This is a genomic window from Georgenia ruanii (assembly GCF_009193175.1).
Classification (GTDB): domain Bacteria; phylum Actinomycetota; class Actinomycetes; order Actinomycetales; family Actinomycetaceae; genus Georgenia; species Georgenia ruanii.
The window spans coordinates 161,101-185,283 of the sequence record NZ_VUKE01000003.1 but is presented as its reverse complement, the minus strand read 5'-3'; the positions used below and the strand labels follow the sequence as shown (position 1 = coordinate 185,283).

The following is a 24,183-nucleotide window of genomic DNA, read 5'->3' as shown; positions in this document are numbered from 1 at the left end:
GAGGACCCCATCCGCAACCCGATTGGGGCGAAAGAGCCAATTCGGCCGACTCCACCACGCCCGCTCCGCACCGGGCAGAAGGACCGTCCGAGGGGCACGCCGGCCCCGCACCCACCGATCCGGACCGGCCGGAGCGCTGTCCACAGGCCTCCAGCGGATGTCGGTGGTCGAACGTATGTTGGACGCATGGACGAGCCAACGGAGGATCGCCAGCCCGACGAGGACGGCGCGGCAGACAACGAGGTCTGCCTGCACTGCTCCCTCGGGGTCTGCGAGAAGCACCCCGACCTCTCTCGCAGCAGCGAGGTCCTCGACCAGTCGCACCTCAAGCCGCTGGCGCGTGACATCGCGCCGCTGTTCCATGTCGACGGGCCGCCCGGGGCGGACCGGAAGGCGGTCGCCGCCCTGCGCGAGATGCCTCCGGGCCCGCGCCTGGCGGCCGTGCTGGAGAGCATCGACCCCACGACGGTGGACGACTACGTCGCCGTCGAGGTGATCGCCGGCTACCACCGGATGGAGGCGTGGTCCGCCGCCCGTACCGCCGAGGCGGCCGCCCAGCTGGCCTCCCGGGACGTCATGTTCCCGTTCCTGCACGACCCAGACCCCAGCCGGAGGGACGTCAACGTCGCCGCCGAGGAGCTGTCGATGCGGATGGGCCTCACCCGCGCCGAGAGCCGCCGCCTCATCTCCGTCGGCGGCGCCTTCGACGGCGTCATGGCCCCGACGGCGGAGGCGCTCGAGGCGGGCCTGCTCGACTGGCGCAAGGCCGCGACGATCATCACCACGCTCGACCACCAGCCGGCTCCCGTTGCATGGGCCGTGCAGGAAGAGGTGCTTCCCCGCGCCCCCTTGCGCTCCCACCCTCAGGTGGTCCGGGACCTCAACAAGGCCCTCATCGCCGTCGACCACCACGACGCCGACCAGCGTCAGCATCGAGCTTCCGCGCGGCGGCACGTGCAGCGGCTGACCCCGCTGCCCGACGGGCAGGCCGCCATGCGCCTGGTCGGCCCGGCGCAGGAGCTCATCGCGCTGGACCTGGCCGCCGAGGCCGGCGCGCGGGCCGCGAAGGGTGCCGGGGATTCGCGCAGCACCGACCAGCTGCGCTTCGACACCCTGGTCACGCTCGCCCAGCACGCCCTGGTCACCGGGTGGGCGGGGACCCCACCGAACGAGGCGGGCGGCCCTGCCTCGTCCCCCGCGGGTGCCTCCGGAGCGGCGACCGTGTCGGCCGACGGCCCCGCGGCGCCCGCCCGCGGCGCGGACCCCTTCCCCGGCTGGCCTGGCCCGGCGATGCGGTTGTCGCCCGCCCACGTCCGGGTACGGCTCACCGTGCCCCTGTCGGTGGCCCTGCCACCGGAGGACGACGACTGCGGCGGGAGCCTCGAGCGCGTCGGTGCCCGTGCCTCGGTGAGCGAGGGCTCTGCCGTCGCGACGACGGCCCTGCCCGGTTCGCCGCCGCCGGGCAGTGGCCCACCAGGAGGCGACCCGCCCGCTGGTGCTCCACCAGGAAGTGCTCCGCCCAGCGATGCCCCACCAGGCAATCCGCCCGACAACGCTGCGCCGGGCGAGCTGCCAGCCCACGGCACTGCGCCGGGCGAGCTGCCGCCCGACAACACTCCGCCGGGCGAGCTGCCACCCCACGGGCGGCCCACCGACCTGGTGCCCGCGTGCGACCTGCCCACCGCCGAGGTCGCCGAGCTCGACGGCTACGGCCCGATCACCCCGTCGGTCGCCCGCGCCCTGGCGGCCGGTGGCACCTGGCGCCGCATCGTCACCGACCCGCTCTCCGGCGCCGTGCTCGACGTCGGGCGCACCACGTACCGCCCGCCCGCGGACCTCGTCCGCCACCTCGCCGCACGCGACCGCGGCTGCGTCTTCACCACCTGCCAGGTCCCGCCCGGCAGCTGCCAGATCGACCACACGGTGCCGTGGTCCCAGGGCGGCGCCACCGCCGACTGGAACACCGAGCTGCTCTGCGGCCGCGAGCACCCGCTCAAGTCCTCCGGCGCCTTCAAGCTCGACCAGCCCACCCCCGGCACCTTCGTGTGGACCACCCCGACGGGCCACCGGTACGACCTGGCCCCGGACGGCACCGTCACCCCGCTCGACCCGCCAGACGACCCGCCGCCCTTCTAAGGACGCCGACCTCAGGCGTCCACGGCGTCGCGCCGCGTCCGGCGGAGCCCCTCGCCGGACGCGGCCCGCAGCGGCGCCGGGGTCAGCACCCGCTGCGCCACCGCCAGCAGTCCCTCCAGCCCCAGGCAGACCACGACCACGAGGAGCGCGCCGGCCAGCGCCTGGCCGTACCGCTGGGTGGCGATGCCGTTGGAGATGATGAGTCCGAGGCCCCCGCCGCCGACGAGCGAGGCGAGCGTCACCGTCGCGACGACCTGCACCACGGCGGTGCGCAGGCCGGCGGCGATGAGCGGCATGGCGAGCGGGAGCTCGACGGCGGTCAGCAGCCGCGTGGGGGACATGCCCATCCCGGCCCCGGCCTCACGCGCGGCCGGCGAGACGTCCTGGATGCCGGTGTAGGAGTTCGACAAGATGGGCGGCACCGCGAAGATGGCCACCGCGAGGATGGTCGGGAGCTGCCCGAGCCCGAGCCCGGCGGTGAAGACGAACAGCAGCGCCAGCGTCGGGATTGCCCGGGTCAGGTTCGCGACGGCGACCACCAGCGTCCCGCGGCGCCCGGTGTGTCCCAGCCACAGCCCCAGCGGCAGCGCGACGACGGCGGCGAGCACCACGGCGACGAGGGTCATCCACAGGTGGTCGCGCAGCAGCGCCAGGATGCCCGTGGGGCCCATCCAGCTCAGCGGGTCGTTGAGGTAGCGCAGCGCGTCCCCGATGACGCCGTTCATGCCTGCCTCCGTCGCACCCAGGGCGTCATGGCCCGACCCACGGCGAGCAGCAGCAGGTCCGCCGCCAGGGCGATGAGCAGGCACAGCACGGCCGCCGTCATGATCTCCGCCCGGTAGCCGGAGTTGAACCCGCGGTACATGAGCTGCCCCAGCCCGCCGTAGCCGACCACCACGCCGACGGTCACGAGCGCCACCGTCGACACCGTCGCCAGCCGCACGCCCGTGATGATGGCGGGCAGGGCCAGCGGCAGCTCCACCGTGAGCAGGCGGCGCGTCGAGGAGTAGCCCATGCCACGCGCGGCGTCGCTGACCTCCGCCGGCACGCCCTGCAGGCCGACGATCGCGTTGCGCACCAGCACGAGCAGGGCATAGGCCGTCAGCCCGATGAGCACCGTCGTGCGACCGATCCCGGTGAACGGCACCAGCAGGCCGAACAGCGCCAGCGAGGGAACCGTGTAGAGCACCGCGGACCCGCCGACGGCGGCCGTGCCCAACGCCGGGACGCGCCGGGCGAGCAGCGCCAGCGGCAGGGCGATGACCAGGGCGAACACCATCGCCTCGACCGTGAGGCTCACGTGCTGACTGGTGTACTTGGTGATGTCCGCCCAGTTGTTCTGGAGGTAGCTCCAGGAGAACCACGGGTTCGCCACGGCGGCGGTCGACATCGTTCTCACCGGGGTGACGCTACCTGTGCGCCCCGTGCGCCGCGTCCCGGTAGCGTCAGAGGATGCCGTCCAGCGCCGAGCCCCTCATCCGCTTCGAGGGCACCGCCAAGACCTATCCCGACGGGACGGTCGCGGTCGGCGATCTCGATCTCGACGTCCGCGAGCACGAGCTTCTCACGCTCGTGGGCCCGTCGGGCTCGGGCAAGTCCACCCTCCTGCGCATGGTCAACCGGCTCGTGGAGCCCACCGCCGGCCGGGTGCTCGTCGACGGCCGCGACGTCGCCACCCAGGACCCGGTGCTGCTGCGCCGCGGCATCGGCTACGTCATCCAGGACATCGGCCTCTTCCCGCACCGTACCGTCGCCCAGAACGTCGCCACCGTCCCCGGGCTGCTGGGCTGGGACCGCCGCCGCACCCAGGACCGGGTGGCCGAGCTGCTCCGCCTGGTCGGCCTCGACCCCACGGTCCACGGGCCGCGCTACCCGCACGAGCTCTCCGGCGGGCAGCGCCAGCGGGTCGGGGTGGCCCGGGCGCTGGCCGCCAACCCGCGGGTCATGCTCATGGACGAGCCGTTCGGCGCCGTCGACCCCGAGGGACGGCGGGCGCTGCAGGAGGAGTTCAGCCGCATCCACGACGAGCTGGGCACCACCGTCCTGTTCGTCACGCACGACATCGACGAGGCGGTTCTCCTGGGCGATCGCGTGGCGGTCTTCAGCCAGGGCGGCCGCCTCGAGCAGGTGGACAGCCCGATCCGGGTGCTCACCCGCCCGGCGTCCCCCTTCGTCGAGAAGTTCATCGGTGCCTCGAGCGCCGTTCGCCTCCTCTCGCTGACGACTCTCTCCCCCGCGGACCTCACCCCGGGCAGCGCACCCGCCCCGGCCCGCGCCTTGCGGGTGGGCGACAGCCTGGAGGAGGCGTTCGCGGCGCTGGCCACCAGCCCGGACGGCGTCGTCGCGGTCGACGGCGACGACGGCGCACCCGCGGGCACCCTGACCCTCGCCGGTCTGCACGCGGCCCTGCGTCGCTCGGTCCGGGAGGAGGCGGCGGCGCCCGCCTAGGCTTCGCCCCGCCCTGCCGCCCGGCGCAGGTTCCCCCCGACGACCATCCCGACGACGGCGACCATCCCGACGACCTGGCGCCGGGGTGTCAGCGGCGCAGCCGGGCGAGGCCCCGCGCCGCCTCGGCGAGGGTGGCCTCCTGCTTGACGTAGGTGAACCGCACCCAGGAGCGCAGCTTCTCGGCGACGGCGCCTCCCGGCGCGCAGAACGCGCTCACCGGGATGCCCACCACCCCGGCCCGGTCGGGCAGGTCGCGGCACAGGTCGACGGCGTCCGCGTACCCCAGCCCGGCGCCGTCGGCCACGACGAAGTACGTCCCGCGCGGCACGACCGGCGCGAACCCGGCGGCGACCAGGGCCTCGCACAGCACGTCCCGGCGGCGCTGGAGCGAGCGCGCGAGGCCGGCGACGTACTCGCCGGTGCGCCCGTCCTCGTCGGCCAGCCCGACGGCCACGGCGTGCTGGAACGGTCCGGAGGCCACGTAGGTGAGGAACTGCTTGACCGTGCGCACGGCGGCGACCAGGTCGGCGCGGGCGTGGAGCCAACCCACCTTCCACCCGGTGAAGGAGAGGCTCTTCCCGGCCGACGAGATCGTGATGGTGCGCTCCGCCATGCCGGGCAGGGTCGCCATCGGGACGTGCTCGACGCCCTCGTAGGTGAGGTGCTCGTAGACCTCGTCGGTGACGACCAGGGCGTCGTGGCGCACCGCGGCGCGCGCGATGGCCCCGAGCTCGTCCCGGGTGAGCACCGTGCCGGTGGGGTTGTGCGGCGAGTTGACGAGGACGAGACGGGTGCGAGGGGTCACCGCGCCGTCGAGGTCGGCGGGGTCGAGCCGGAACCCCTCCGACGTCGGGCGCAACGCGATCGTCCGGTGGGTGGCGCCGCTCAGCGCGATGGCCGCGGTGTAGGAGTCGTAGTAGGGCTCGAGGGTGACGACCTCGTCGCCCGGGCCGGCGAGCGCCAGGACCGTCGCGGTGATCGCCTCGGTGGCCCCGGCCGTCACCAGCACCTCGGTCCGGGGATCCGCCTCGAGGCCGTAGTGACGCCGCTGGTGCGCGGCGACCGCATCGAGCAGCGCCGGGATGCCTGGCCCCGGCGGGTACTGGTTGTGCCCGGCCTCGATCGCGGCCACCGCCGCGTCCTTGAGATGGGCCGGTCCGTCGACGTCGGGGAAGCCCTGCCCAAGGTTGATCGCCCCGGTGCGGCTGGCCAGCGCCGACATCTCCGCGAAGATCGTCGAGGAGACGGCGCCGTCGGCGGCCAGCAGGCCCACCGCGTGAGCCACGTCCCTCCAGTGCCCGTGTGCCATGGGGAGATTCTCGACGCCGCGACGTGCCGGGGCCCGGGCCGACCGAGCGGCGGACGCACCGGTCACCCCTGGTGCGCCCCGCCCTGGCCCGCCCCGCCGGCGCCCCCGGACGGGCCCGCCCCGCCGGCGCCCCCGGACCGGGCCGCCTCGCCGGAGCCACCCGAACCCGGCCCGGTCTGGCGGGCGCGCTCGAACCCGATGCCTCGGGGGGCACCGGTGACGACGGCGAACGGCTTGCTGTCGGCGGTCACGACTCCCCCTCGTCGACGGCGATCGGCGGGCACGCGGCCCAGCCCCCGTCCACGGTAGGCGGCGGGAAGCGGGGGTGCACGGCCGCGAAGGGGATCAGGCGCGGTCGGTGATCCCCCGCTCACCGCTGCGCCGGGCGCAGTTCGCGCAGCAGTAGATGTCGCCCTCGGCCTCCACACCGTGCCCGAGGATCCGCACCCGGCACCAGGCGCACATCGGCGCCATCGCCTGGGCGGCGCACTCGAAGCTGTCGAAGTAACCGGTGCGGTCGCCCCGGGTCACGGTGATGAGCTTGTCGTAGTCGTTGCCGCAGGTCTCGCATCGCGCCATGCCGGCCTCCTCGGGCTCCAGGACCGGGCGCCGACCGGACGTCGGCGTCCGGTCCCGCCCGCCCGGTCGCGGGTGCCCAACAGGGTCGTGCAGCGCGGGCGGCGGCGCATCTTGGTGGCGGCCCGACCGCGCGGGGCGGTGGCGCGTCAGCCCTTGACGCCCGTGGTCGCGATGCCCTCGGTGAAGTGCCGCTGGCCAAGGAAGAACAGGATGATCATCGGCACCGTGGTGATGACCGAGGCCGTCACGACGATCTCCCAGTGCCAGTTCCCGCCGAAGCCGAACTGGTCGAGCACGGCCTTGAGCCCGCGCGGGATGGTGAACTTCTCCGAGTCGCGCAGGTAGATGAGCGGGCGCATGAGATCCGTCCACGCCGCCTGGAACTCGAAGATCAGCGTGACGATGAGCGCCGGCCGGGTCAGAGGCAGCGCGATGCGCCGGAACATGGTCCAGTTGCCGGCGCCGTCGAGCTTGGCCGCCTCGAACACGTCCCGGGGCAGACTGAGGAAGAACTGGCGTAGCAGGAAGATGTAGAACGCGCTGCCGAACATGTTGCCCGCCCACAACGGGGTCAGCGTGTCGACCTGGCCGAGGGTGTTCCAGATGAGGAAGGTCGGCACCATCGTCACGGCGCCGGGCAGCATCATCGTGGCCAGCACGACCCCGAACAGCATTCCGCGGCCGGGGAACCGGAAGTAGGCGAACCCCCACGCCACCAGCGCGCTGGAGAAGGTCACCGTCACCGCCGCGAGCACGGTGACGAGCACGGTGTTGCCCAGCCACAGCAGCATCGGCGCCTCGTGCCAGACGCTGAGGTAGTTCTCGACGGTGAACGTCTCGGGGATCAGCCTGTTGTCGAAGACCTCGCCCTGGGGCTTGAAGGACGCGCTCACCAGCCACACGAACGGGTAGATGAACACGACCGTGAGGGCGACCAGCGCCGCGAGGACGACGACGCGGCTCACCGTCACCCGGCGCCGTGGTCGTGCCTCTGCCCGGCCGGCAGGCCGGGCCGGCGGGCCGGGATGGCCGGTGCCGCTCACTAGCGGGGTGAGTGCGGTCGTCGGGGTTGAGGTCTCCGCCGCCGCCGTGGCCGGCGTCGGGGTCGAGGTCTGAGCGGTCCCCGGCGGCGCCGTCTCGGCGGCCTGGCGGGTGGAGGTCGCGCTCACCGTTGCTCCCCCTCCAGGTACACGAACCGTTTGGAGACCTTCAGCTGGACGAGCGTGATGGCGAGGACGATGACGAACAGCACCCAGGCCATGGCCGAGGCGTAGCCCATGTTGAGGAACTCGAAGGCCTGCTGGAACAGGTAGATGACGTAGAACAGGGCCGCCTCGTTCTTGTACCCCGCTCCCCAGAACGCCGTGTAGGTCTCGGTGAAGGTCTGGAACGCGGCGATGGTGTTGACGATGGTGACGAAGAACAGGGCGCCGGAGATCATCGGCACGGTGATGTGCCGGAAGCGGTGCCAGCGGCCCGCCCCGTCCACCCGCGCGGCGTCGTAGAGGTCCGGGGGCACGTCACGCAGTGCGGCGAGCAGGATGATCACCGAGCCGCCCACGGACCACAGGCTCATGAGGATGATCGAGGGCTTGACCCACGCCCCGTCCGTGGTCCAGTTCGGCCCGGTGATCCCGAACCACCCCAGCGCCTCGTTGATGAGCCCGTTCTGGCCGTTGAACACCAGCAGGAGCATCACGCCGACGGCCACCGGCGGGGTCATGTTGGGCAGATAGAAGGCGGTGCGGAAGAACCCCGCCGCCCGCCCCGCCTGGTTGAGCAGCACCGCCACCCCCAGCGAGACCAGGACGTACAGGGGCACCTGCACCATCGTGTAGAACAGCGTGTTGCCCAGGGACCGGGCGATCTTCGGGTCCTCGAACAGCTGCCGGTAGTTCTCCCACCCGACGAAGCTCGGGTCGTTGATGACGTCGTAGTCGGTGAAGGACAGGTAGGCGCTGTAGAGCAGCGGCCAGGCGGTGAAGACCAGGAAGCCCACGATCCACGGGCTGATGAACACCAACGCCGCCCGGGTGTCCCGCCGCTGGCTCGCCGTGCGCGGGGGCCGCTCCCGCCGGGCGAGTGGGTTCCGGCGGCGGGTGCGGGCGACGGTCGCGATGGCCACCGCTAGTCCTTCTGGTCCCAGTCCGCCCAGGCCTTGTCGAGGGCAGCCTGCGCCTCCTCCTGCGCCTGCTCGAGGGAGGCCTGCGGCTCGGCCCTTCCGTTGAGGACCCGGTTGACGGCGTCCTCCCAGGCGGTCTTGAACTCCGCGTCGGCGGGGTTGGCGGGGAGGGAGACGGCGTTCTCGTTCGCCTCGTACATCGCCGCCACGGCGCTGTCCCAGCTCTCGTTGCCGCTGGGCTGGACGAGCTCGCGCACGGCCTCGTCGGCGGCTTCGTTGCCGGTCAGCAGGCCGGTGAACGGCTTGCCCTCGGCGTCGCGGACGGACTTGCGCGCCTCGGCGGCCGCCGTCCAGGCGTCGACCTCGGTCATCGCCCGGGCCCACCGGCAGGCCGCGGCGGGGTTGTCGGTGCCCGCGGGGATGGCCCAGGCGGACCCGCCCGCGAAGGCGAACGGCTGGCCCTGCCGGTCCTTGAGGGTGTCGAAGGCCATCGGGGCGTCCGGGGAGACGTCGTTGAGGACGTTGATGTACCACTGCTCCATCGGCATGGCGCCGAGGGTGCCGGCGGCGAACTGGTTGCCGGAGCCGAAGAAGTCGGCGGAGTCCTTGAGCGCCTTCACACCCGCGAAGCCGCCCTGGTCGTCGTAGACGCTCACCGCCCACTCGAGCGCCTCGACCACCTTGGGGTCGTCGAGCTGGGCCGTGCGCCCGTCCGCCGAGAGCAGGTCCGCGCCGTTCGCGTGGGCCCACAGCGGGAAGAACTCGGGCATCTTCGAGTCGTAGCCGATGACGGACGGCGAGCCGCCGTCGGCCTGGTGCATGGCCCGGTTCGCGGCGGAGACGGCCTCCCAGCTCGAGCCGTCGACGTCCGCGACGCTCAGGCCGGCGGCGGCGAGCAGGTCGGCGTTGGCCATGGTCACCGCGATGGTGCTGAACTCCGGGATGCCGTAGACCTCGCCGTCGAAGGTGACCTGGTCGAGGGCGAAGTCGCGGAAGTCCTCGGTGCGGATGCCCTCGCCGTCGACGCAGCGGGTCAGCGGGATGATGGCCCCGCGGGAGGCGAAGGTGCCGATCTGGTCCCGGGTGGCGTAGATGAGCTCGGGCGGGTCGCCGGCGGCGACGGCGGAGAGGAACTGCTGGATGTCGAGGTCGCCCTGGGTGAGGGAGACCTCGACGTCGCCGAGGGCCTCCTCGGCGTGCTGGACGCGGGCGGTGGCCACCTCGTCGTCGGTGCCGAACCCCATGACGTCGAGGCTGCCGCTGAGCGTCGCCGCCGAGTCGTAGGTCGTCTCGTCCTCCGCCGCGTCACCGCCGCCACCTCCGGTGCCCTGGGCGCAGGCCGCGAGCACCAGTCCCGTCACCGCCGCCATCGCCGACACGCGCACCGCACGCCTCACCACTGCAACCCCCCCCCGTCACGCGCGCCCACCGGCGCCAATTCCAGACCGCTTCGCTGCGGATTTTTTTGACCGTAAACGGCTTCCTGTCTTCCCGCGACCGGAAGACGCACCGTATTTGGCGTGCTATCGCGCCGCTCCTGGCGCGATCATCGTCAGCCGTGACGGGCCCCACGTTCGCCGGTCCGACTCGGATGCGGCCCCTCGGCGCCGGCCCTACGGTGGGTCGCGGGCCCGCGACCGACGGCGGAACGGAGCGCACGATGACCTCGCTGTGGCTGGACCGGCCCGACCTTCCCACCTTCCCGCGGGTGCCCGGCGGGCGCGGGTTCGGGGTGGTGGTCGTCGGCGGCGGGCTCACCGGGCTGACCACCGCGCTGCTGCTCGCCCGGGCCGGGTGCTCGGTCGCCGTCCTCGAGGCGCGCACCCTCGGCGCGGTGACCACAGGCAACACCACCGGCAAGATCACCGTGCTCCAGGGCACCAAGCTCGCCCGGATCGCGCGCCGGCACTCCCGGCGCACGCTCGGGGCCTATGTCGAGGCCAACACCGAGGGCCAGCAGTGGCTGCTGCGCTACTGCGCCGAGCACGACGTGCCCGTCCAGCGCCGCCCGGACCTCACCTTCGCCCAGACCGAGGAGGGCCGCGACGTCGTCGGGGCCGTGCAGGACGCCGCCCGCGAGGCGGGGTTGCCCGTCGAGTGGGTGGAGGACCCCGGCCTGCCGTTCCCCACGCGCGGCGCGGTGCGCCTGGCGAACCAGGCACAGCTCAACGCCGGGGACCTCCTCGTGGCCCTCGCCCGCGACCTCGAGCGCCACGGCGGGGAGATCTTCGAGCACTCCCGGGTGCTGGGCGTGCGCGGCGACCGGCCGGCCCGCCTGCGCCTGGCCGACGGCGAGGTCCGCGCCGACCGCGTGGTGCTGGCCACCGGCACCCCCGTGCTCGACCGCGGCGGGTTCTTCGCCCGGCTCGCGCCGTCGCGCACCCACGCCCTGGCGCTGGCGGTGCCCGGCCCGCTCCCCCAGGTCATGGCCATCGCCGCCGACGCGCCGTCGCACTCCCTGCGCACCGCCCAGGTCACCGGCGGCGAGCGGCTCGTCGTCGCCGGCGGCAGCCACCCCGGCGGCCGGGCCGTCTCCGCCCGGGAGCACGTGGCCGAGCTGACCCGGTGGGCGACCACGCACTTCCCCGGCGCCACGGTCACGCACCGGTGGTCGGCGCAGGACTACCGGGGCACCGACGAGCTGCCGTCGGTCGGCCCGCTGATGCCCGGCTCGGACCGGTTGTTCGTGGCGACCGGGTTCGACAAGTGGGGGCTGGCCATGGGGGTCGCCGCCGCGCTGGCGCTCTCGAGCGCCGTCCTCGAGGGGCACATGCCCTGGGCCCGGGCGGTGCGCACGTGGCGGCCGAACGCGGTGACCGGGCTGGACCGCGCGGTGCGGCTCAACGCCGGGCTCGCGGTCCGCCTCGTCGCCGACCACGCCAGCCCCCGGGTGCGCAGCACCGCCGTGGTGCCGCCCGAGGGCCAGGGCAGGGTCGAGCTGCGCGGGCGGCGGCTGGTCGCGGTGAGCACCGTCGACGGCGTCGTCCGGCGGGTCTCGGCCACCTGCACCCACCTGGGCGGCGTCGTGAGCTGGAACGACGCCGAGATGTCCTGGGACTGCCCGCTGCACGGCTCGCGCTTCGCCGCCGACGGCACCGTGCTCGAGGGCCCGGCCACGTGCGCCCTGGGGGCGCCCGCGGAGCGGTGACGGCACCGTCGGTGCCGGGAGCCCCGGGCAGACGCCCAGGCGCGGCGCTCGCTACGTCGCGACTGCTCGGGGCCGAGCCCGGCCCGGAGCGGGAGCTAGAGCTCGGCGAGCGCCCGCACAAGCAGACTCCCCCACGCGTCCGCGATCGCGCGCTGCTCGGCCACTCCCTCCGGTGTGGGCACGATCCGGGTGACGCGCCGGTCGTCCGGGCCCTTGACCCGGGCGACCCAGCGGCGCCGGCCCCGGATGACGGCGCTGGTGCTGGGCTGGCGCAGGCCGGGCGCCTGGGAGAGCTCGCCGACGGGGTCGACGGTCAACGCGTTCGATCCGGTGGTCTCGCGGGTCTACCTCGATGCCGGCGCGACGTTCGCGCCGGTCGGCGCGGACCTCGCCATGCTGGCCCGGACGTCGGAGGCCCGGCCCCCCGGTGCTCTCGCCGGGCCGCCCATCCCAGCGCAGGGGGAGCAGCATGCGCCGGGGCGGGCAGCGCCGGCGGGTCGCGGGCACACTGGACCATGAGCCACCGGAGCCGCGTGGTCAAGGTCGGCTCCGACAGGAACCGAGAGGACCCGCGTGCCCAATCGTCTCGCCGCCGCGACCAGCCCGTACCTGCTGCAGCACAAGGACAACCCCGTGCACTGGCAGGAGTGGGGCGAGGCGGCCTTCGCCGAGGCCCGCGAGCGCGGCGTGCCGATCCTGCTCTCGGTCGGCTACGCCGCCTGCCACTGGTGCCACGTCATGGCCCACGAGTCCTTCGAGGACGAGGCGGTGGCGGCGGCGGTCAACCGCGACTTTGTCGCCGTCAAGGTCGACCGGGAGGAGCGCCCGGACGTCGACGCGGTGTACATGCAGGCCACCACCGCCCTGACCGGCCAGGGCGGCTGGCCCATGACCTGCTTCCTCACCCCCGACGGCGAGCCGTTCTACTGCGGCACCTACTTCCCCCGCGCCCAGTTCCTCCAGCTGCTCGCCGGCGTCACCGAGGCGTGGACCCGCCGCCGCCACGAGGTGCTGGCCTCGGGCGGGCGCATCGCGGCGTTCCTCGACGCCGGCCTCGACGCGGGCAGCCCGGCCGCGCTCGACGCCGCCGCCCTGGACGCCGCCGCGGCCCGGCTCGGGGCCGGGTTCGACGCCCGGCACGGCGGGTTCGGCGGGGCGCCGAAGTTCCCGCCGTCGATGGTTCTCGAGTTCCTCCTGCGCCACCACGCCCGCACCGGCGCTGCGGCGTCCCTGGCGATGGTCGCCCGGACCGGCGAGGCGATGGCGCGCGGCGGGATCTACGACCAGCTCGCCGGCGGCTTCGCCCGCTACTCCGTGGACGCCGGCTGGGTGGTGCCGCACTTCGAGAAGATGCTCTACGACAACGCCCAGCTGCTGCGCGTGTACGTGCACCTGTGGCGCGCCACGGGCAGCGCGCTGGCGGCGCGGGTCGCGCGCGAGACGGCGGATTTCCTGCTTCGCGACCTGACCACGCCCGAGGGTGGTCTCGCCTCCTCCCTCGACGCCGACGCCGGCGGCCACGAGGGCCTGACGTACGTGTGGACCACCGCCCAGCTCGTCGACGCGCTCGGCCGGGAGGACGGCATCCGGGCCGCCCGCCTCCTCGCCGTGAGCGACCACGGCTCCTTCGAGCGCGGCACCTCCACCCTCCGGCTGCCCGAGGACCCCGACGACGGCGCCTGGTGGGCCGACGCGCGGGGCCGGCTGCTCGCCGCCCGCGCCGGCCGGGCCCAGCCCGCCCGTGACGACAAGGTCGTCACCTCGTGGAACGGGCTGGCGATCGCCGCCCTCGCCGAGGCCGGCACGCTGCTGGCCGAGCCGCGCTACCTCGCCGCGGCGCGCCGGTGCGCCGACGTCGTGCTGGCCACCCACCTGGTCGACGGCCGGCTGCGGCGCGCCTCCCGGGGCGGCGTCGTGGGTCACGCGGCCGGCGTCGCGGACGACCACGGCGACCTGGCCGAGGGGCTCCTGGCCCTGCACCAGGCCACCGGCGAGCCGCGCTGGCTGGAGGCGGCCGGGGCGATCCTCGAGACGGCGCTGACGCGCTTCGCCGACCCGGCGGGCGGGTTCTTCGACGTCGCCGACGACGCCGAGCGGCTCGTGGCCCGGCCGAAGAACCTGGCGGACAACGCAGAGCCGGCCGGCACCTCCGCGCTCGCGGGGGCGCTGGTCGGCCACGCCGCGCTGACCGGCTCGCCGCGCCACCGCGAGGCGGCCGAGGGCGCGCTGGCCGCCGCCGGCACGCTGGCCCGGCAGGAGCCGCGCTTCGCGGGCTGGACCCTCGCGGTGGCGGAGGCGGCGCTCGCCGGCCCGCTGCAGGTCGCCGTCGTCGGCGGGGACGACGCCCGAAAGCTGACCGCGGTGGCGCGGGCCGGCACCTCCCCCGGCATGGTGGTCGTCGCCGGGGCGCCGGACACGCCCGGCGTCCCGCTGCTGGCGGACCGCCCGCTGGTCGACGGGCGCGCCGCGGCGTACGTGTGCCGCGGGTTCGTCTGCGACCGGCCGGTGACGACCACCGCGGCGCTGGAGGCGGCCCTCGTCGCGGTTCGCTCGTCCTGAGGCGCCGCCATGCACCGCGGCACGGTGCATCCTGGTGCCCGACGGCAAGGAAGGGACATCGACGTGCTGACGCTCCCCCACATCGACCTCGGCGAGCTCGTCGCCGCCCGCGACCACCGCGACGACGAGTCCTCGTTCTGGATCGACCCGCGCACCGGCGCGATCGAGTTCTGCTCGGTCGACGACAGCGCGGAGGACTTCGACGAGCGCGGCCTGGTGCCCGTCGAGCCCATCGACACGCACGAGTCCTACGAGATCATGGAGGACTTCGTCGCGTCCGTGAGCTCGCGCGAGGCGCGCGAGAAGCTCGGCCAGGCGATCCGGGGCCGCGGGGCGTTCGGCCGGTTCCGGGACCGGATGTACGACTACCCCGACCTCAAGGAGCCGTGGTTCGCCTTCCGGGACCGCCGGATGGAGCAGCTCGCGCTCGAGTGGCTCGCGTTCGCGGGCCTGGTCGCCGAGGAGGAGGTCGACGCGGCGATCGAGGCCCTGCGGCGCTCCGCCCAGCCGCCGCTCCGGGCGGTGCTGCTCGACGTCGACGGCGTCCTCACCGTCTCGTGGACGGCGCTGCCCGGCGCCGTGGAGGCCTTCGCCGCGCTGCGCGCCTCCGGCGTGCCGCTCGCCCTGGTCACCAGCACGACGTCGCGCACCCGCGCCGCGGTGGGCGAGGCGCTGCGCGCGGCCGGCTTCGACGTCGCGGACGAGGAGATCGTCACCGCCCCCGTCGCCACGGCGGCCTATCTCGCCGAGCACCACCCCGGCGCCCGGTGCCTGCTGCTGAGCAGCGGGGACGTCACGGCGGACCTGACCGGGGTGATGCTGGTCGGCCCGGACGCGGAGCAGGTCGACGTCGTCCTCGTCGGCGGCGCCGGCCCCGAGCTCGGCTACCCCGCGCTCAACCGGGCGTTCGGCCACCTGCTGCGCGGGGCCCGCCTGGTGGCGATGCACCGGTCGATGTTCTGGCGCACCGACGCCGGGCTCGCGCTCGACGCCGGGGCGTTCGTCGCCGCCCTCGAGGCGGCGTCGGGCACGACGGCGGAGGTCGTCGGCAAGCCCGCGGCCGGGCTCTTCACCGCCGCGCTGGCCCGCCTCGGGATCGAGCCGGCGGAGGCCGTCATGGTGGGCGACGACGTCGACGCGGACGTCCTCGCGGCGCAGCGGGCGGGGCTGGCCGGGGTGCTCGTGCGGACGGGCAAGTTCCTGCCCGAGACGCTCGAGAACGCCGACGGCGAGCCGGACGCCGTCCTCGACAGCGTCGCCGACCTGCCGGCGTGGCTCGAGCGGCGGCGCTGACCGGCCGCGGACGGCGCGGACCGCCGACCGGCGGCACGGCACTCCGGATGCGGGCCGCGCGGGCGGCTCGCATCCTGGCTGGGTCACGGCACTGGGAGGTGACATGAGCACCGATCGCACGACGCCGCTCGCCGGCGTCACCCGGGGCATCGAGGAGAACCGCAAGCTCGACGGTGCGGTCCGCGCCCTCCAGCCGCTCGCCGGCGGCCTGGTCTCGAACCCCTCGGTCCGGGACCTCCTCCACGGCCGGTGGCTCGGCCACGCCCTGCACCCGCTGCTCACCGACCTGCCGCTCGGGATGTGGATGAGCTCCATGGCGCTCGACCTGACCGGCGGCCCCTCCGCCCGGCCCGCGGCGTCGCGGCTGCTCGGCCTCGGCGTCCTCACGGCGGTTCCGACGGCCATCACCGGGCTGGCCGAGTGGGCCGTGACGGACACCCGCAGCCAGCGGGTCGGCGTCACCCATGCGACCGCCAACTCGGTGGCGCTGACGTGCTTCGCCGCCTCCTGGGTGGCGCGACGGGCCGGCCGCCACGACCAGGGCGTCGCGCTCAGCCTGGCGGGCGGGCTGGTGTCGGTCTGGGGCGGCTACCTCGGCGGGCACCTCACCCTGGCCCGCAAGGTGGGCACCTTCGACCCGGCGGCCGCCGGTGCCGGCGAGGCCCCGGTGACCGCGTCGACGCCCGGCACCGAGACCGACTCAGGGATCGAGATCGGTGTCAGCTGAGGAGCTGCGGGTCGTGGGCCGCGGCCCGGTCTGCGGGCCGCTCGTCGGCGGGATCACCGCGCTCGCGTCGCTGGCCCCCGAGGTCGTGAACGAGGCCGAGCGGGTCTCTCACGCGGCGTTCGACCGGGAGCGCTCTGGCGCCAGTCGGGGCCTGGCCCCTGCCACGGTCAGTCGGCGAGGACGGCCAGGGAGAGGTCGGGGCAGGGGAACCGGCGCAGCGTGAGGAGCGTCGGGTCGCTACGCAGGGAGTCTCCCGTAGCCCGGCTGGGATCGGTCGACAGCACCACCCTGTCGAGCCCGTTGACGATCGTGAAGTCGCCCTCCTCGTCCTCGAGCAGCGGGACGAGCTCCCGCTCGATGCCGTCGACGAGGAGGTCGAGGCCGGCGACGCCGGCGAACTCGCCGTCGAGGTGCACGGGCACCGCCGCGGTGACGGTGTACTCGTCGCTGCACAGGTAGTCGACGTAGGGACCGGCGATGTGGGCGGCGCCGGTGCTCATCGGCACCCGGTACCACTCGAGGCCGCTGTAGTCGATGTGCTCCTTGTCGATCGCCTGGGCGGCCAGGGTGAGCTGGGACTGCTGCGGGCCCTGCCACCAGGCGAGGTGGCTGTTGGCGTCGAGGAGGAGGCCTCGTGCCGCCACGAACCCCGCGCCGTACACGGGGAGCCCAGGCACCGAGAAGCAGGTGCGCGCGTAGGGCTCGACCAGCCCGTCCGTCTGCGCGACGGTGAGTCGACCGGCACCGCCCGCCGCAGCAAGGTCCGCGGCGAGCTCGTGACGCCAGGACTCGACGGCCTCCAGCGCGGCGGCGAAGAAGGAGGTGACCAGGCCGACGGCACGGGGCGCGTCGGCGTGCCGGGCCCCTCCCACGGGGGCGGTGAGTGCCATGGGATTCTCCTCTGCGCGACGTCGCCCCAGCGGAAAGCTATGCCCGCGCAATGTACGGCATGACGTGCTCCTACGCTCCCTCCTGCTGCAGGACGCGGTGCCGGCGCACCAACCAGTCCACCTTGTGCTGCACGTCGGCGTCGAAGGCCGACACTGCGGCCTGCGCGTCGCCGGCACGGACGGCGGCCAGCACCCGCTCGAGCGCCGCGGCCTGCCCGGCACGAAACTCCTCGACGTCGTCGGCCAGGGCGAGCAGGGGGGAGATCTCGGCCTGGAGCGTCATGTACTCGCGGGTCAGTCGTGCCGACTGGCTCAGCGCCGCCACCTCGACGCGCAGCTCGTCGAGCGTCCGGCTCCAGCCCACGAGGTCGAGGTGCTCCAGCCGTTCCACCAGGAGGTCTACCTCGCTCGGGTGCGCGCGGGCGGCAGCCAGGCGCAGGCAGGCCTCGCCGATCGCCAGGTAGTGGGCGGCGAGGTCACGCAGCGCCGTGCGCGTCATGTCGCCGAGCCGGCGGGTTGCCAGCTCCGTCCGGTCGGCACGGGCGGTGACGAAGCTGCCGCCGTTGCGTCCCCGGCGGGTGACGACCAGGCCGCGCCGGCGCAGGGCCACGAGCGCCTCGCGCACCGTCATGAGGGCCACGCGCATCGAGCGGGCCATCTCCGCCTCCGACGGCAGGCGCTCACCGGCGGCGAGCACCCCTCCGGTGATGGCGTCGGCGATCCGCCGCTCGACCAGCTCCGCGCGCCCCTCGTCGCCGAGCGGCAGGAAGACGGCGTTGTGGACCCGGGAGGGCCGGCCCCGCGCGGGCCCGCGAACGCCCTCGGCCCGAACCGGGTCGTCCTGGCGCACCAGGCCCCCTTCCCTCCCGCGTGCAGTTCCGCTACCTTACGCGAGCGAAACATTACCTATGGAACTGTATGTTTTGTGGTTTTCCCGGACTGCCGGTGAGGAGAGGCCGATATGACGCAGACCAGCACAGATCGCTCGGAGCAGGCCCGCCCCGGCCCGGCCGGCGTCTCCGGTGCGCCGGCCGCGGTCGCGCTGCGTGGCGTGCACAAGCGCTTCGGCGACTTCACCGCGGTGGCCGACCTCGATCTCGACGTCCCCGCCGGGGAGTTCTTCTCGATGCTCGGCCCCTCGGGGTCCGGGAAGACGACGGTGCTCCGGATGATCGCCGGCTTCGAGCGCCCCACCGCCGGCACCATCCTGCTCGACGGCGCCGACGTCACCCGGACGGCGCCGTTCGACCGTGACGTCAACACGGTGTTCCAGGACTACGCGCTCTTCCCCCACCTGAGCATCGCGGCGAACGTCGCCTACGGGTTGCGGGTCCGCAAGGTCGGCAAGGCCGCGCGGGCCGAGCGCGTGACCAGGGCCCTCGAGAAGGTGCGCCTGGCGCACCTGGCCGAGCGCATGCCGCACCAGCTCTCCGGCGGCCAGCGGCAGCGCGTGGCCCTCGCCCGCGCCCTGATCCTCGAGCCCAAGGTGCTCCTCCTGGACGAGCCGCTCGGGGCACTGGACAAGCAGCTGCGCGAGGAGATGCAGGTCGAGCTCAAGCAGATCCAGCGCGATGTGGGCATCACCTTCGTCTTCGTCACCCACGACCAGGAGGAGGCCCTCACCCTCAGCGACCGGGTGGCGGTGTTCGACAACGGCCGGATCGAGCAGGTCGGCAGCCCCGGCGACGTGTACGAGTTCCCGGCCACGGAGTTCGTCGCCGGCTTCCTCGGGGTCTCCAACCTCATCCCCGCCGAGCAGGCGCGTCAGCTGCTCGGGGTCGACGCGGCGATCAGCATCCGGCCCGAGCGCGTGCGGCTCGTGCCCGCCGGCACCGCGGCCGCGCCGGCGGAGACCGCCGTCCCGGGCACCGTCGTCGAGACCGTCTACACCGGTCCCTCCACCCGGTACATCGTGCAGAGCCGCTCAGGTCTGCGGCTGATCGCGGCCGTCCACAACGACCACCGGCCGGGCTCGCGGGCGCCGATCGCCCGCGGCGAGGAGGTCCTCGCCGTCTGGACGAGCGACCACGTGGCCACCATCCCGTCGTCCTGACCGCGGTCAGGCACCGGGCGGGCCGAGACCGGCGCCCGCCGACACCGTCCCACCGAACGGAGCCCCCTATGAAAGTGCGCACGATCGTCCCCGCCCTGGCAGCGGCCGTCGTCCTGGGCCTGGCAGGCTGCTCGTCGTCGTCCTCGTCCTCGGACTCCCCGAGCGGCGGCCTCACGGTCCCCGACGTCCCGGCCCTGGAGAAGCTGGGTGAGTCCGAGGACGAGCTGAACATCATCGCCTGGCCCGGCTACGTCGAGGACGGCACGACCAACCCCGACGTCGACTGGGTCACGACGTTCACCGAGGAGACCGGCTGCAAGGTCAACCGCAAGATCGGTGAGACCAGCGACCAGATGGTGTCCCTCATGCGCACGGGCGACTACGACGTCATCTCCGCCTCAGGCGACGCCAGCCTGCGCCTCATCGTCGGCGGCGACGCCGCCCCGCTCAACACCGACCTCATCCCCAACTTCGCCAATGTCGTCGAGGGGATGAAGGAGCAGACCTACAACAGCCTCAACGGCAAGACGTACGGCATCCCGCTCGGCCGCGGGGCGAACATCCTGCAGTACAACACCGACGTCGTCACCGAGGCGCCGACGAGCTGGGACGTCGTCTGGGAGAAGGACTCCCCGTACGCCGGGAAGGTCATCGCCTACGACTCCCCCATCTACATCGCGGACGCCGCCCTGTACCTCATGGCGCACCAGCCGGAGCTGGGCATCACGAACCCCTACGCCCTCGACGAGGAGCAGCTGCAGGCGGCCGTCGACCTGCTGAAGCAGCAGAACGAGCTGGTCAGCGAGTACTGGGCGCTCTACACCAACAACGTCTCCTCCTTCCAGAGCGGGTCCTCCGTGCTGGGCACGAGCTGGCAGGTGATCCTCAACGAGCTCGGCGACGGCTTCGCCGGCACCGTTCCCGAGGAAGGCGCCACGGGCTGGGCCGACACATGGATGGTCTCGGCCAAGGCGCAGCACCCGAACTGCGCCTACAAGTGGATCGACTACGCGACCTCGCCCGATGTCGACGCCGCCATCGCCCAGAACTTCGGCATGGCCCCTGCCAATGCGCTCTCCTGCGAGGGCTCGCCGGAGAACGCGGCGCACTGCGAGACGTACCACGCCACCGACGAGGAGTACTTCAAGAACGTGTGGTTCTGGACGACCCCGATCGAGCAGTGCCTGGACGGACGCAAGGACGTCACCTGCACCACCTACCAGCAATGGACCGAGGCCTGGGCCTCGGTCAAGGGCTGACCGCGCGGCGGTGGGGTCCGGCAGGACCCCACCGCCGACAGGAAGGATCACACGTGACGACGGCCGCACACCCGCCGCGCCCCAGCCGCGCCCCGCTCTCCTCGCTGCTCTACCGCAGGCCCGGCCTTCGCCTGGCCGGCCTGCTCACCGCGCCTCTGCTCTGGCTGGTCGTGATCTACATCTTCGCGCTGGTGATGCTCCTGGCGACGGCCTTCTGGACGACGAACTCCTTCACCTCGAAGGTCGAGCCGGGCTTCACCCTGGACAACTTCGCCACCGTGGTCAGCAGCCCGGCCTACACCGCGACCGCCCTGCGCACGGTCGTCATCGCCGCGGTGGTCACGCTGTTGTGCACCGCGTTCGCGCTGCCCCTGGCGGTGTTCCTGGCGAAGGTGGCGCCCCCCGCGTGGCGCCCCGTGCTCGTCATGGCCATCACCCTGCCGCTCTGGGGCGGCTACCTCGTCAAGGTCTTCGCCATGCGCGTCAGCTTCGGGGAGAGCGGCCCGGTCAACTGGCTGCTCGCGCCGCTGGGCCTGCACGGGCCCGGCTACAGCGAGGCCACCGTGGTCATCACCCTCGCGTACCTGTGGTTCCCCTACATGGCGGTCCCGGTGTACACCGCGCTCGAGCAGATCCCCGAGAACCTCTTCGACGCCGCGGCCGACATGGGGGCGCGCACGTGGACGACCGTGCGCACCGTCGTCCTGCCCCTCCTCGTGCCGTCGATCCTGGCCGGATCGGTGTTCACGTTCTCCTTGAGCCTGGGGGACTACATCTCTGCCCAGTTCGTCGGCGGCAAGACGCAGCTCATCGGCAGCGTCATCGCGGCCAACATCAACCTCAACCCGCCGCTGGCCGCCACGCTGTCGGTCGTGCCGATCGCCGTCGTCATCCTGTACCTCGTCGCCGTGCGCCGCACGGGCGCCCTGAAGAACCTGTAGGAGCTCGCGATGCTCAGGCTCTCCCGTCCGGCCAAGATCGCTCTCGCGGTCGTGGTGGCCGTGGTGCTGCTCTTCCTCTACGCACCGCTCGGGCTCGTCGTGCTCAACTCGTTCAACGGCGCGCGAGTCGCCGGCTGGCCCATCGACGACTGGTCGCTGCGCTGGTGGGGCGCGGCGTTCGGCAACGACGGCGTCCGGGCGGCGCTCGGCACGTCGCTCGTCACCGCGGCGGGGGCCACGGCCGTGGCCATGGTGCTCGGCACGCTGGCCGCGTTCGCGCTCCAGCGTCATGAGTTCTTCGGCAGAAGCTCCGTCAACCTCATGCTCGTCCTGCCGATCGCGCTGCCCGGCATCGTCACCGGCGTCGCCCTGAGCAACACCTACAAGAACGTCCTCGAGCCGATCGGCATCCAGCTCGGGTTCTTCGGTCTCGTCGTGGCCCACGCGACGTTCTGCATCGTCATGGTGTTCAACAACGTCCAGGCCCGGCTCGGCCGGATCTCGCCGAGCCTGGAGGAGGCCTCGGCCGACCTGGGCGCCGGCCTGGGTCAGACCTTCCGGCTCGTCACGTTCCCGGCGTTCCGCACCGCCTTCGTCGCCGGCGCACTGCTCGCCTTCGCGCTGAGCTTCGACGAGATCGTCGTGACGATCTTCACCGCGCCGCCGGGCGTCGAGACCCTGCCGATCTGGATGTACAACAACATGGCCCGCCCCACCCAGGCGTCGATCCTCAACGTCGTCGCCACCGTGGTCATCGCGTTCTCGATGATTCCCGTCTATCTCTCGCAGCGGCTCGCGCGCAGCATCCACCTCCGGTGATCGCCCGGGCGGGCGGCGCGGGCGCGGGCGACCCCCTCCCGCGCGAGGACCCGGGCGCACGCCCGGGTCCCCGCACCGACGTGGCCGTCCCGTCAGGAGAGCCCCTCGGTCCCGGGCGGTCCCTCGTCGTGGTGCTTGCGCTCGACCCGCTCGCGCACGACCGCGGCCCGGCCCTTGGCCTCCGGTCCGGCGTAGGCGGACTGGAGCACGTTCTGGTTGGGCGGGGTGACGTCCAGGGCGGCGACCTCCGGGTGGTGCAGGTCGAAGGCCGGGCGCTCGGAGCGGATGCGCGGCAGGAAGTGGAAGTTGTGCCGCGGGAACGGCGAGTCGGTCGCCCACTCGAGGGAGTTGCCGAACCCCCACGGGTCGGCGACGAACACCGTGCGCGGGCCACGCTGCGTGATGTAGACGTTCCACAGGAACGGCAGGGTGGACAGGGCGATGATGAACGCCCCCACGGTCGAGATCTGGTTGTAGAGCGTGAACCCGTCCTCCGGCAGGTAGTCGGCGTACCGCCGCGGCATGCCCTGCACGCCCAGCCAGTGCTGGACGAGGAACGTCATCCAGAACCCGATGAACAACAGCCAGAAGTTGATCTTGCCGAGCCTCTCGTTGAGCATCCGGCCGGTGAACTTCGGCCACCAGAAGTAGAAGCCGGAGTACATCGCGAACACCACGGTGCCGAAGACGACGTAGTGGAAGTGGGCGACGACGAAGTAGGTGTCCTGGACCTGGAAGTCCATCGTCGGGCTCGACAGGATCACCCCGGTCAGGCCGCCGAAGAGGAACGTGACCAGGAAGCCCAGCGCGAAGAGCATCGCCGACTCGAACGTGACCTTGCCGCGCCACATGGTGCCGATCCAGTTGAAGAACTTCACCCCGGTGGGCACCGCGATCGCCATGGTCAGCAGCGAGAAGAAGTTCAGCATCACCGCGCCCGTGGTGAACATGTGGTGCGCCCACACGGTCATCGACAAGGAGGCGATGGCGATCGTGGCGAAGACCAGGCCCTTGTACCCGAAGACCGGCTTGCGGGAGAACACCGGCAGGACCTCGGTGATGATCCCGAAGAACGGCAGGGCGATGACGTAGACCTCCGGGTGCCCGAAGAACCAGAACAGGTGCTGCCACAGCAGCGCCCCGCCGTAGTCCGGGTTGTAGATCTGCGCGCCGACCACCCGCTCGAGGCCCAGCCCGAACAGGGCCGCCGCCAGCACCGGGAAGGCCATGAGCACGAGCAGCGAGGTGATGAGCGTGTTCCAGGTGAAGATCGGCATCCGGAACATGGTCATGCCCGGGGCGCGCAGGGTGACGATCGTGGTGATGAAGTTGACCGCGCCGAAGATCGTGCCGAAGCCGGTCATCGCCAGCCCGAACACCCACAGGTCGCCGCCGAGCCCCGGGGAGAACATGACGGTCGAGAGCGGGGTGTACGCCGTCCACCCGAAGGACGCGGCGCCCTTGGGGGTGAGGAACCCGCCGACGACGAGCAGGCCGCCGAACAGGTACAGCCAGTAGGCGAACATGTTCAGCCGGGGGAAGGCCACGTCCGGCGCGCCGATCTGGATCGGCATGATGACGTTCGCGAATCCGCTGAACAGCGACGTCGCGAACAGGAACATCATGATCGTGCCGTGCATCGTGAAGAGCTGGTTGTACTGCTCGTGCGACTGCACGATCTGGAGCCCGGGCTCGAACAGCTCCATGCGGATGAGCAGCGCGAGCACCCCGCCGATCATGAAGAAGATGAACGAGGTGGTGAGGTACAGGTAGCCGACGACCTTGTGGTCGGTGGAGGTGACCCACTTGACGAGCAGCTTGCCCAGGTTCTGCCGCTGGGGCGGGAGCCCCGGCACGGCCTCGATCCGCGGACCGGTGATGGTGGCCATCAGCGCACCCT

The 24,183-nt window shown here is 73.1% G+C and carries 22 protein-coding genes and 1 pseudogene; 11 read left to right on the top strand and 12 right to left on the bottom strand.

Translation table 11 applies throughout. The features are described 5' to 3' along the window. Nucleotides 1-186: 186 nt before the first annotated feature. Nucleotides 187-2,136, top strand: a complete 1,950-nt coding sequence (locus GD880_RS05335; protein ID WP_152230581.1) for an HNH endonuclease signature motif containing protein — start codon at nt 187-189, stop codon at nt 2,134-2,136. Nucleotides 2,137-2,147: 11 nt separating this feature from the next. Here the strand turns inward: GD880_RS05335 and GD880_RS05330 are convergent, their stop codons facing one another. Beyond that, complete coding sequence (locus tag GD880_RS05330; protein ID WP_152230580.1) at nt 2,148-2,861, bottom strand: ABC transporter permease; 714 nt, start codon at nt 2,859-2,861, stop codon at nt 2,148-2,150. Then, nucleotides 2,858-3,526 carry an ABC transporter permease gene (locus GD880_RS05325; protein ID WP_152230665.1) on the bottom strand — a complete coding sequence of 223 codons (669 nt, stop codon included), beginning with the start codon at nt 3,524-3,526 and terminating at the stop codon, nt 2,858-2,860. The genes GD880_RS05330 and GD880_RS05325 overlap by 4 nt, the downstream gene beginning before the upstream one ends. 62 nt (nt 3,527-3,588) lie before the next feature. Between GD880_RS05325 and GD880_RS05320 the strand changes: the two genes are divergently transcribed. Further along, the gene (locus tag GD880_RS05320) at nt 3,589-4,584 is read left to right on the top strand and encodes an ABC transporter ATP-binding protein (protein WP_152230579.1); all 996 of its coding nucleotides are present in this window, start codon (nt 3,589-3,591) and stop codon (nt 4,582-4,584) included. An 88-nt stretch (nt 4,585-4,672) separates the two neighbouring features. Here the strand turns inward: GD880_RS05320 and GD880_RS05315 are convergent, their stop codons facing one another. The 6 genes from GD880_RS05315 to GD880_RS05290 all read right to left on the bottom strand — a co-directional run bounded on the left by GD880_RS05315 (nt 4,673) and on the right by GD880_RS05290 (nt 9,964). After that, entirely contained in the window at nt 4,673-5,893 is a 1,221-nt protein-coding gene (locus GD880_RS05315) for an aminotransferase class I/II-fold pyridoxal phosphate-dependent enzyme (protein WP_152230578.1), read from the bottom strand. Nucleotides 5,894-5,955: 62 nt separating this feature from the next. Beyond that, nucleotides 5,956-6,144 carry a hypothetical protein gene (locus GD880_RS05310; protein WP_152230577.1) on the bottom strand — a complete coding sequence of 63 codons (189 nt, stop codon included), beginning with the start codon at nt 6,142-6,144 and terminating at the stop codon, nt 5,956-5,958. Nucleotides 6,145-6,238: 94 nt separating this feature from the next. Further along, nucleotides 6,239-6,472: a hypothetical protein gene (locus tag GD880_RS05305; protein ID WP_152230576.1), complete on the bottom strand. Its 234-nt coding sequence runs from the start codon at nt 6,470-6,472 to the stop codon at nt 6,239-6,241. Between the two features lie 146 nt (nt 6,473-6,618). Further along, nucleotides 6,619-7,443, bottom strand: coding sequence for an ABC transporter permease subunit (locus GD880_RS05300; protein WP_152230575.1), 825 nt, complete (start codon nt 7,441-7,443; stop codon nt 6,619-6,621). Nucleotides 7,444-7,637: 194 nt separating this feature from the next. Further along, nucleotides 7,638-8,591, bottom strand: coding sequence for a carbohydrate ABC transporter permease (locus tag GD880_RS05295; RefSeq protein WP_152230664.1), 954 nt, complete (start codon nt 8,589-8,591; stop codon nt 7,638-7,640). 8 nt (nt 8,592-8,599) lie between these two features. Then, entirely contained in the window at nt 8,600-9,964 is a 1,365-nt protein-coding gene (locus GD880_RS05290) for an ABC transporter substrate-binding protein (RefSeq protein WP_152230663.1), read from the bottom strand. Nucleotides 9,965-10,254: 290 nt separating this feature from the next. Between GD880_RS05290 and GD880_RS05285 the strand changes: the two genes are divergently transcribed. Next, complete coding sequence (locus GD880_RS05285) at nt 10,255-11,742, top strand: FAD-dependent oxidoreductase (protein WP_152230574.1); 1,488 nt, start codon at nt 10,255-10,257, stop codon at nt 11,740-11,742. 95 nt (nt 11,743-11,837) lie between these two features. Here GD880_RS05285 and GD880_RS20255 read toward each other — a convergent pair whose 3' ends face one another. After that, nucleotides 11,838-12,059 (bottom strand): helix-turn-helix domain-containing protein, encoded by a 222-nt coding sequence (locus GD880_RS20255; protein WP_193314369.1) that lies wholly within the window; start codon nt 12,057-12,059, stop codon nt 11,838-11,840. Nucleotides 12,060-12,315: 256 nt separating this feature from the next. Here GD880_RS20255 and GD880_RS05275 point away from each other — a divergent pair, with 256 nt between their 5' ends. The 4 genes and pseudogenes from GD880_RS05275 to GD880_RS05265 all read left to right on the top strand — a co-directional run bounded on the left by GD880_RS05275 (nt 12,316) and on the right by GD880_RS05265 (nt 16,321). After that, nucleotides 12,316-14,301 carry a thioredoxin domain-containing protein gene (locus tag GD880_RS05275; protein ID WP_152230573.1) on the top strand — a complete coding sequence of 662 codons (1,986 nt, stop codon included), beginning with the start codon at nt 12,316-12,318 and terminating at the stop codon, nt 14,299-14,301. Between the two features lie 9 nt (nt 14,302-14,310). After that, nucleotides 14,311-14,766: pseudogene (locus GD880_RS21245) on the top strand (UPF0158 family protein); the annotation flags it as partial. A gap of 57 nt (nt 14,767-14,823) precedes the next feature. Then, nucleotides 14,824-15,594, top strand: a complete 771-nt coding sequence (locus tag GD880_RS21240; RefSeq protein ID WP_452176733.1) for an HAD-IIA family hydrolase — start codon at nt 14,824-14,826, stop codon at nt 15,592-15,594. Nucleotides 15,595-15,697: 103 nt separating this feature from the next. Beyond that, nucleotides 15,698-16,321: a DUF2231 domain-containing protein gene (locus tag GD880_RS05265; RefSeq protein WP_193314368.1), complete on the top strand. Its 624-nt coding sequence runs from the start codon at nt 15,698-15,700 to the stop codon at nt 16,319-16,321. Between the two features lie 167 nt (nt 16,322-16,488). Here GD880_RS05265 and GD880_RS05260 read toward each other — a convergent pair whose 3' ends face one another. Both GD880_RS05260 and GD880_RS05255 read right to left on the bottom strand, forming a co-directional pair. Beyond that, the gene (locus GD880_RS05260; RefSeq protein ID WP_152230572.1) at nt 16,489-17,211 is read right to left on the bottom strand and encodes a cache domain-containing protein; all 723 of its coding nucleotides are present in this window, start codon (nt 17,209-17,211) and stop codon (nt 16,489-16,491) included. Nucleotides 17,212-17,281: 70 nt separating this feature from the next. Beyond that, a complete protein-coding gene (locus GD880_RS05255) occupies nt 17,282-18,061 on the bottom strand; it encodes a FadR/GntR family transcriptional regulator (RefSeq protein WP_226909396.1) in 780 nt (259 codons plus the stop codon). A 111-nt stretch (nt 18,062-18,172) separates the two neighbouring features. Here GD880_RS05255 and GD880_RS05250 point away from each other — a divergent pair, with 111 nt between their 5' ends. The 4 genes from GD880_RS05250 (at nt 18,173) to GD880_RS05235 (ending at nt 22,283) form a co-directional block, all read left to right on the top strand. Beyond that, complete coding sequence (locus GD880_RS05250) at nt 18,173-19,264, top strand: ABC transporter ATP-binding protein (protein ID WP_152230570.1); 1,092 nt, start codon at nt 18,173-18,175, stop codon at nt 19,262-19,264. A 68-nt stretch (nt 19,265-19,332) separates the two neighbouring features. Further along, a complete protein-coding gene (locus tag GD880_RS05245; protein ID WP_152230569.1) occupies nt 19,333-20,523 on the top strand; it encodes an extracellular solute-binding protein in 1,191 nt (396 codons plus the stop codon). 53 nt (nt 20,524-20,576) lie between these two features. After that, nucleotides 20,577-21,464, top strand: a complete 888-nt coding sequence (locus GD880_RS05240) for an ABC transporter permease (protein WP_226909395.1) — start codon at nt 20,577-20,579, stop codon at nt 21,462-21,464. Between the two features lie 9 nt (nt 21,465-21,473). Continuing rightward, nucleotides 21,474-22,283 carry an ABC transporter permease gene (locus GD880_RS05235; RefSeq protein WP_152230567.1) on the top strand — a complete coding sequence of 270 codons (810 nt, stop codon included), beginning with the start codon at nt 21,474-21,476 and terminating at the stop codon, nt 22,281-22,283. Nucleotides 22,284-22,375: 92 nt separating this feature from the next. Here the strand turns inward: GD880_RS05235 and ctaD are convergent, their stop codons facing one another. Then, the gene (gene ctaD, locus GD880_RS05230; RefSeq protein WP_152230566.1) at nt 22,376-24,172 is read right to left on the bottom strand and encodes an aa3-type cytochrome oxidase subunit I; all 1,797 of its coding nucleotides are present in this window, start codon (nt 24,170-24,172) and stop codon (nt 22,376-22,378) included. Nucleotides 24,173-24,183 lie beyond the last annotated feature (11 nt).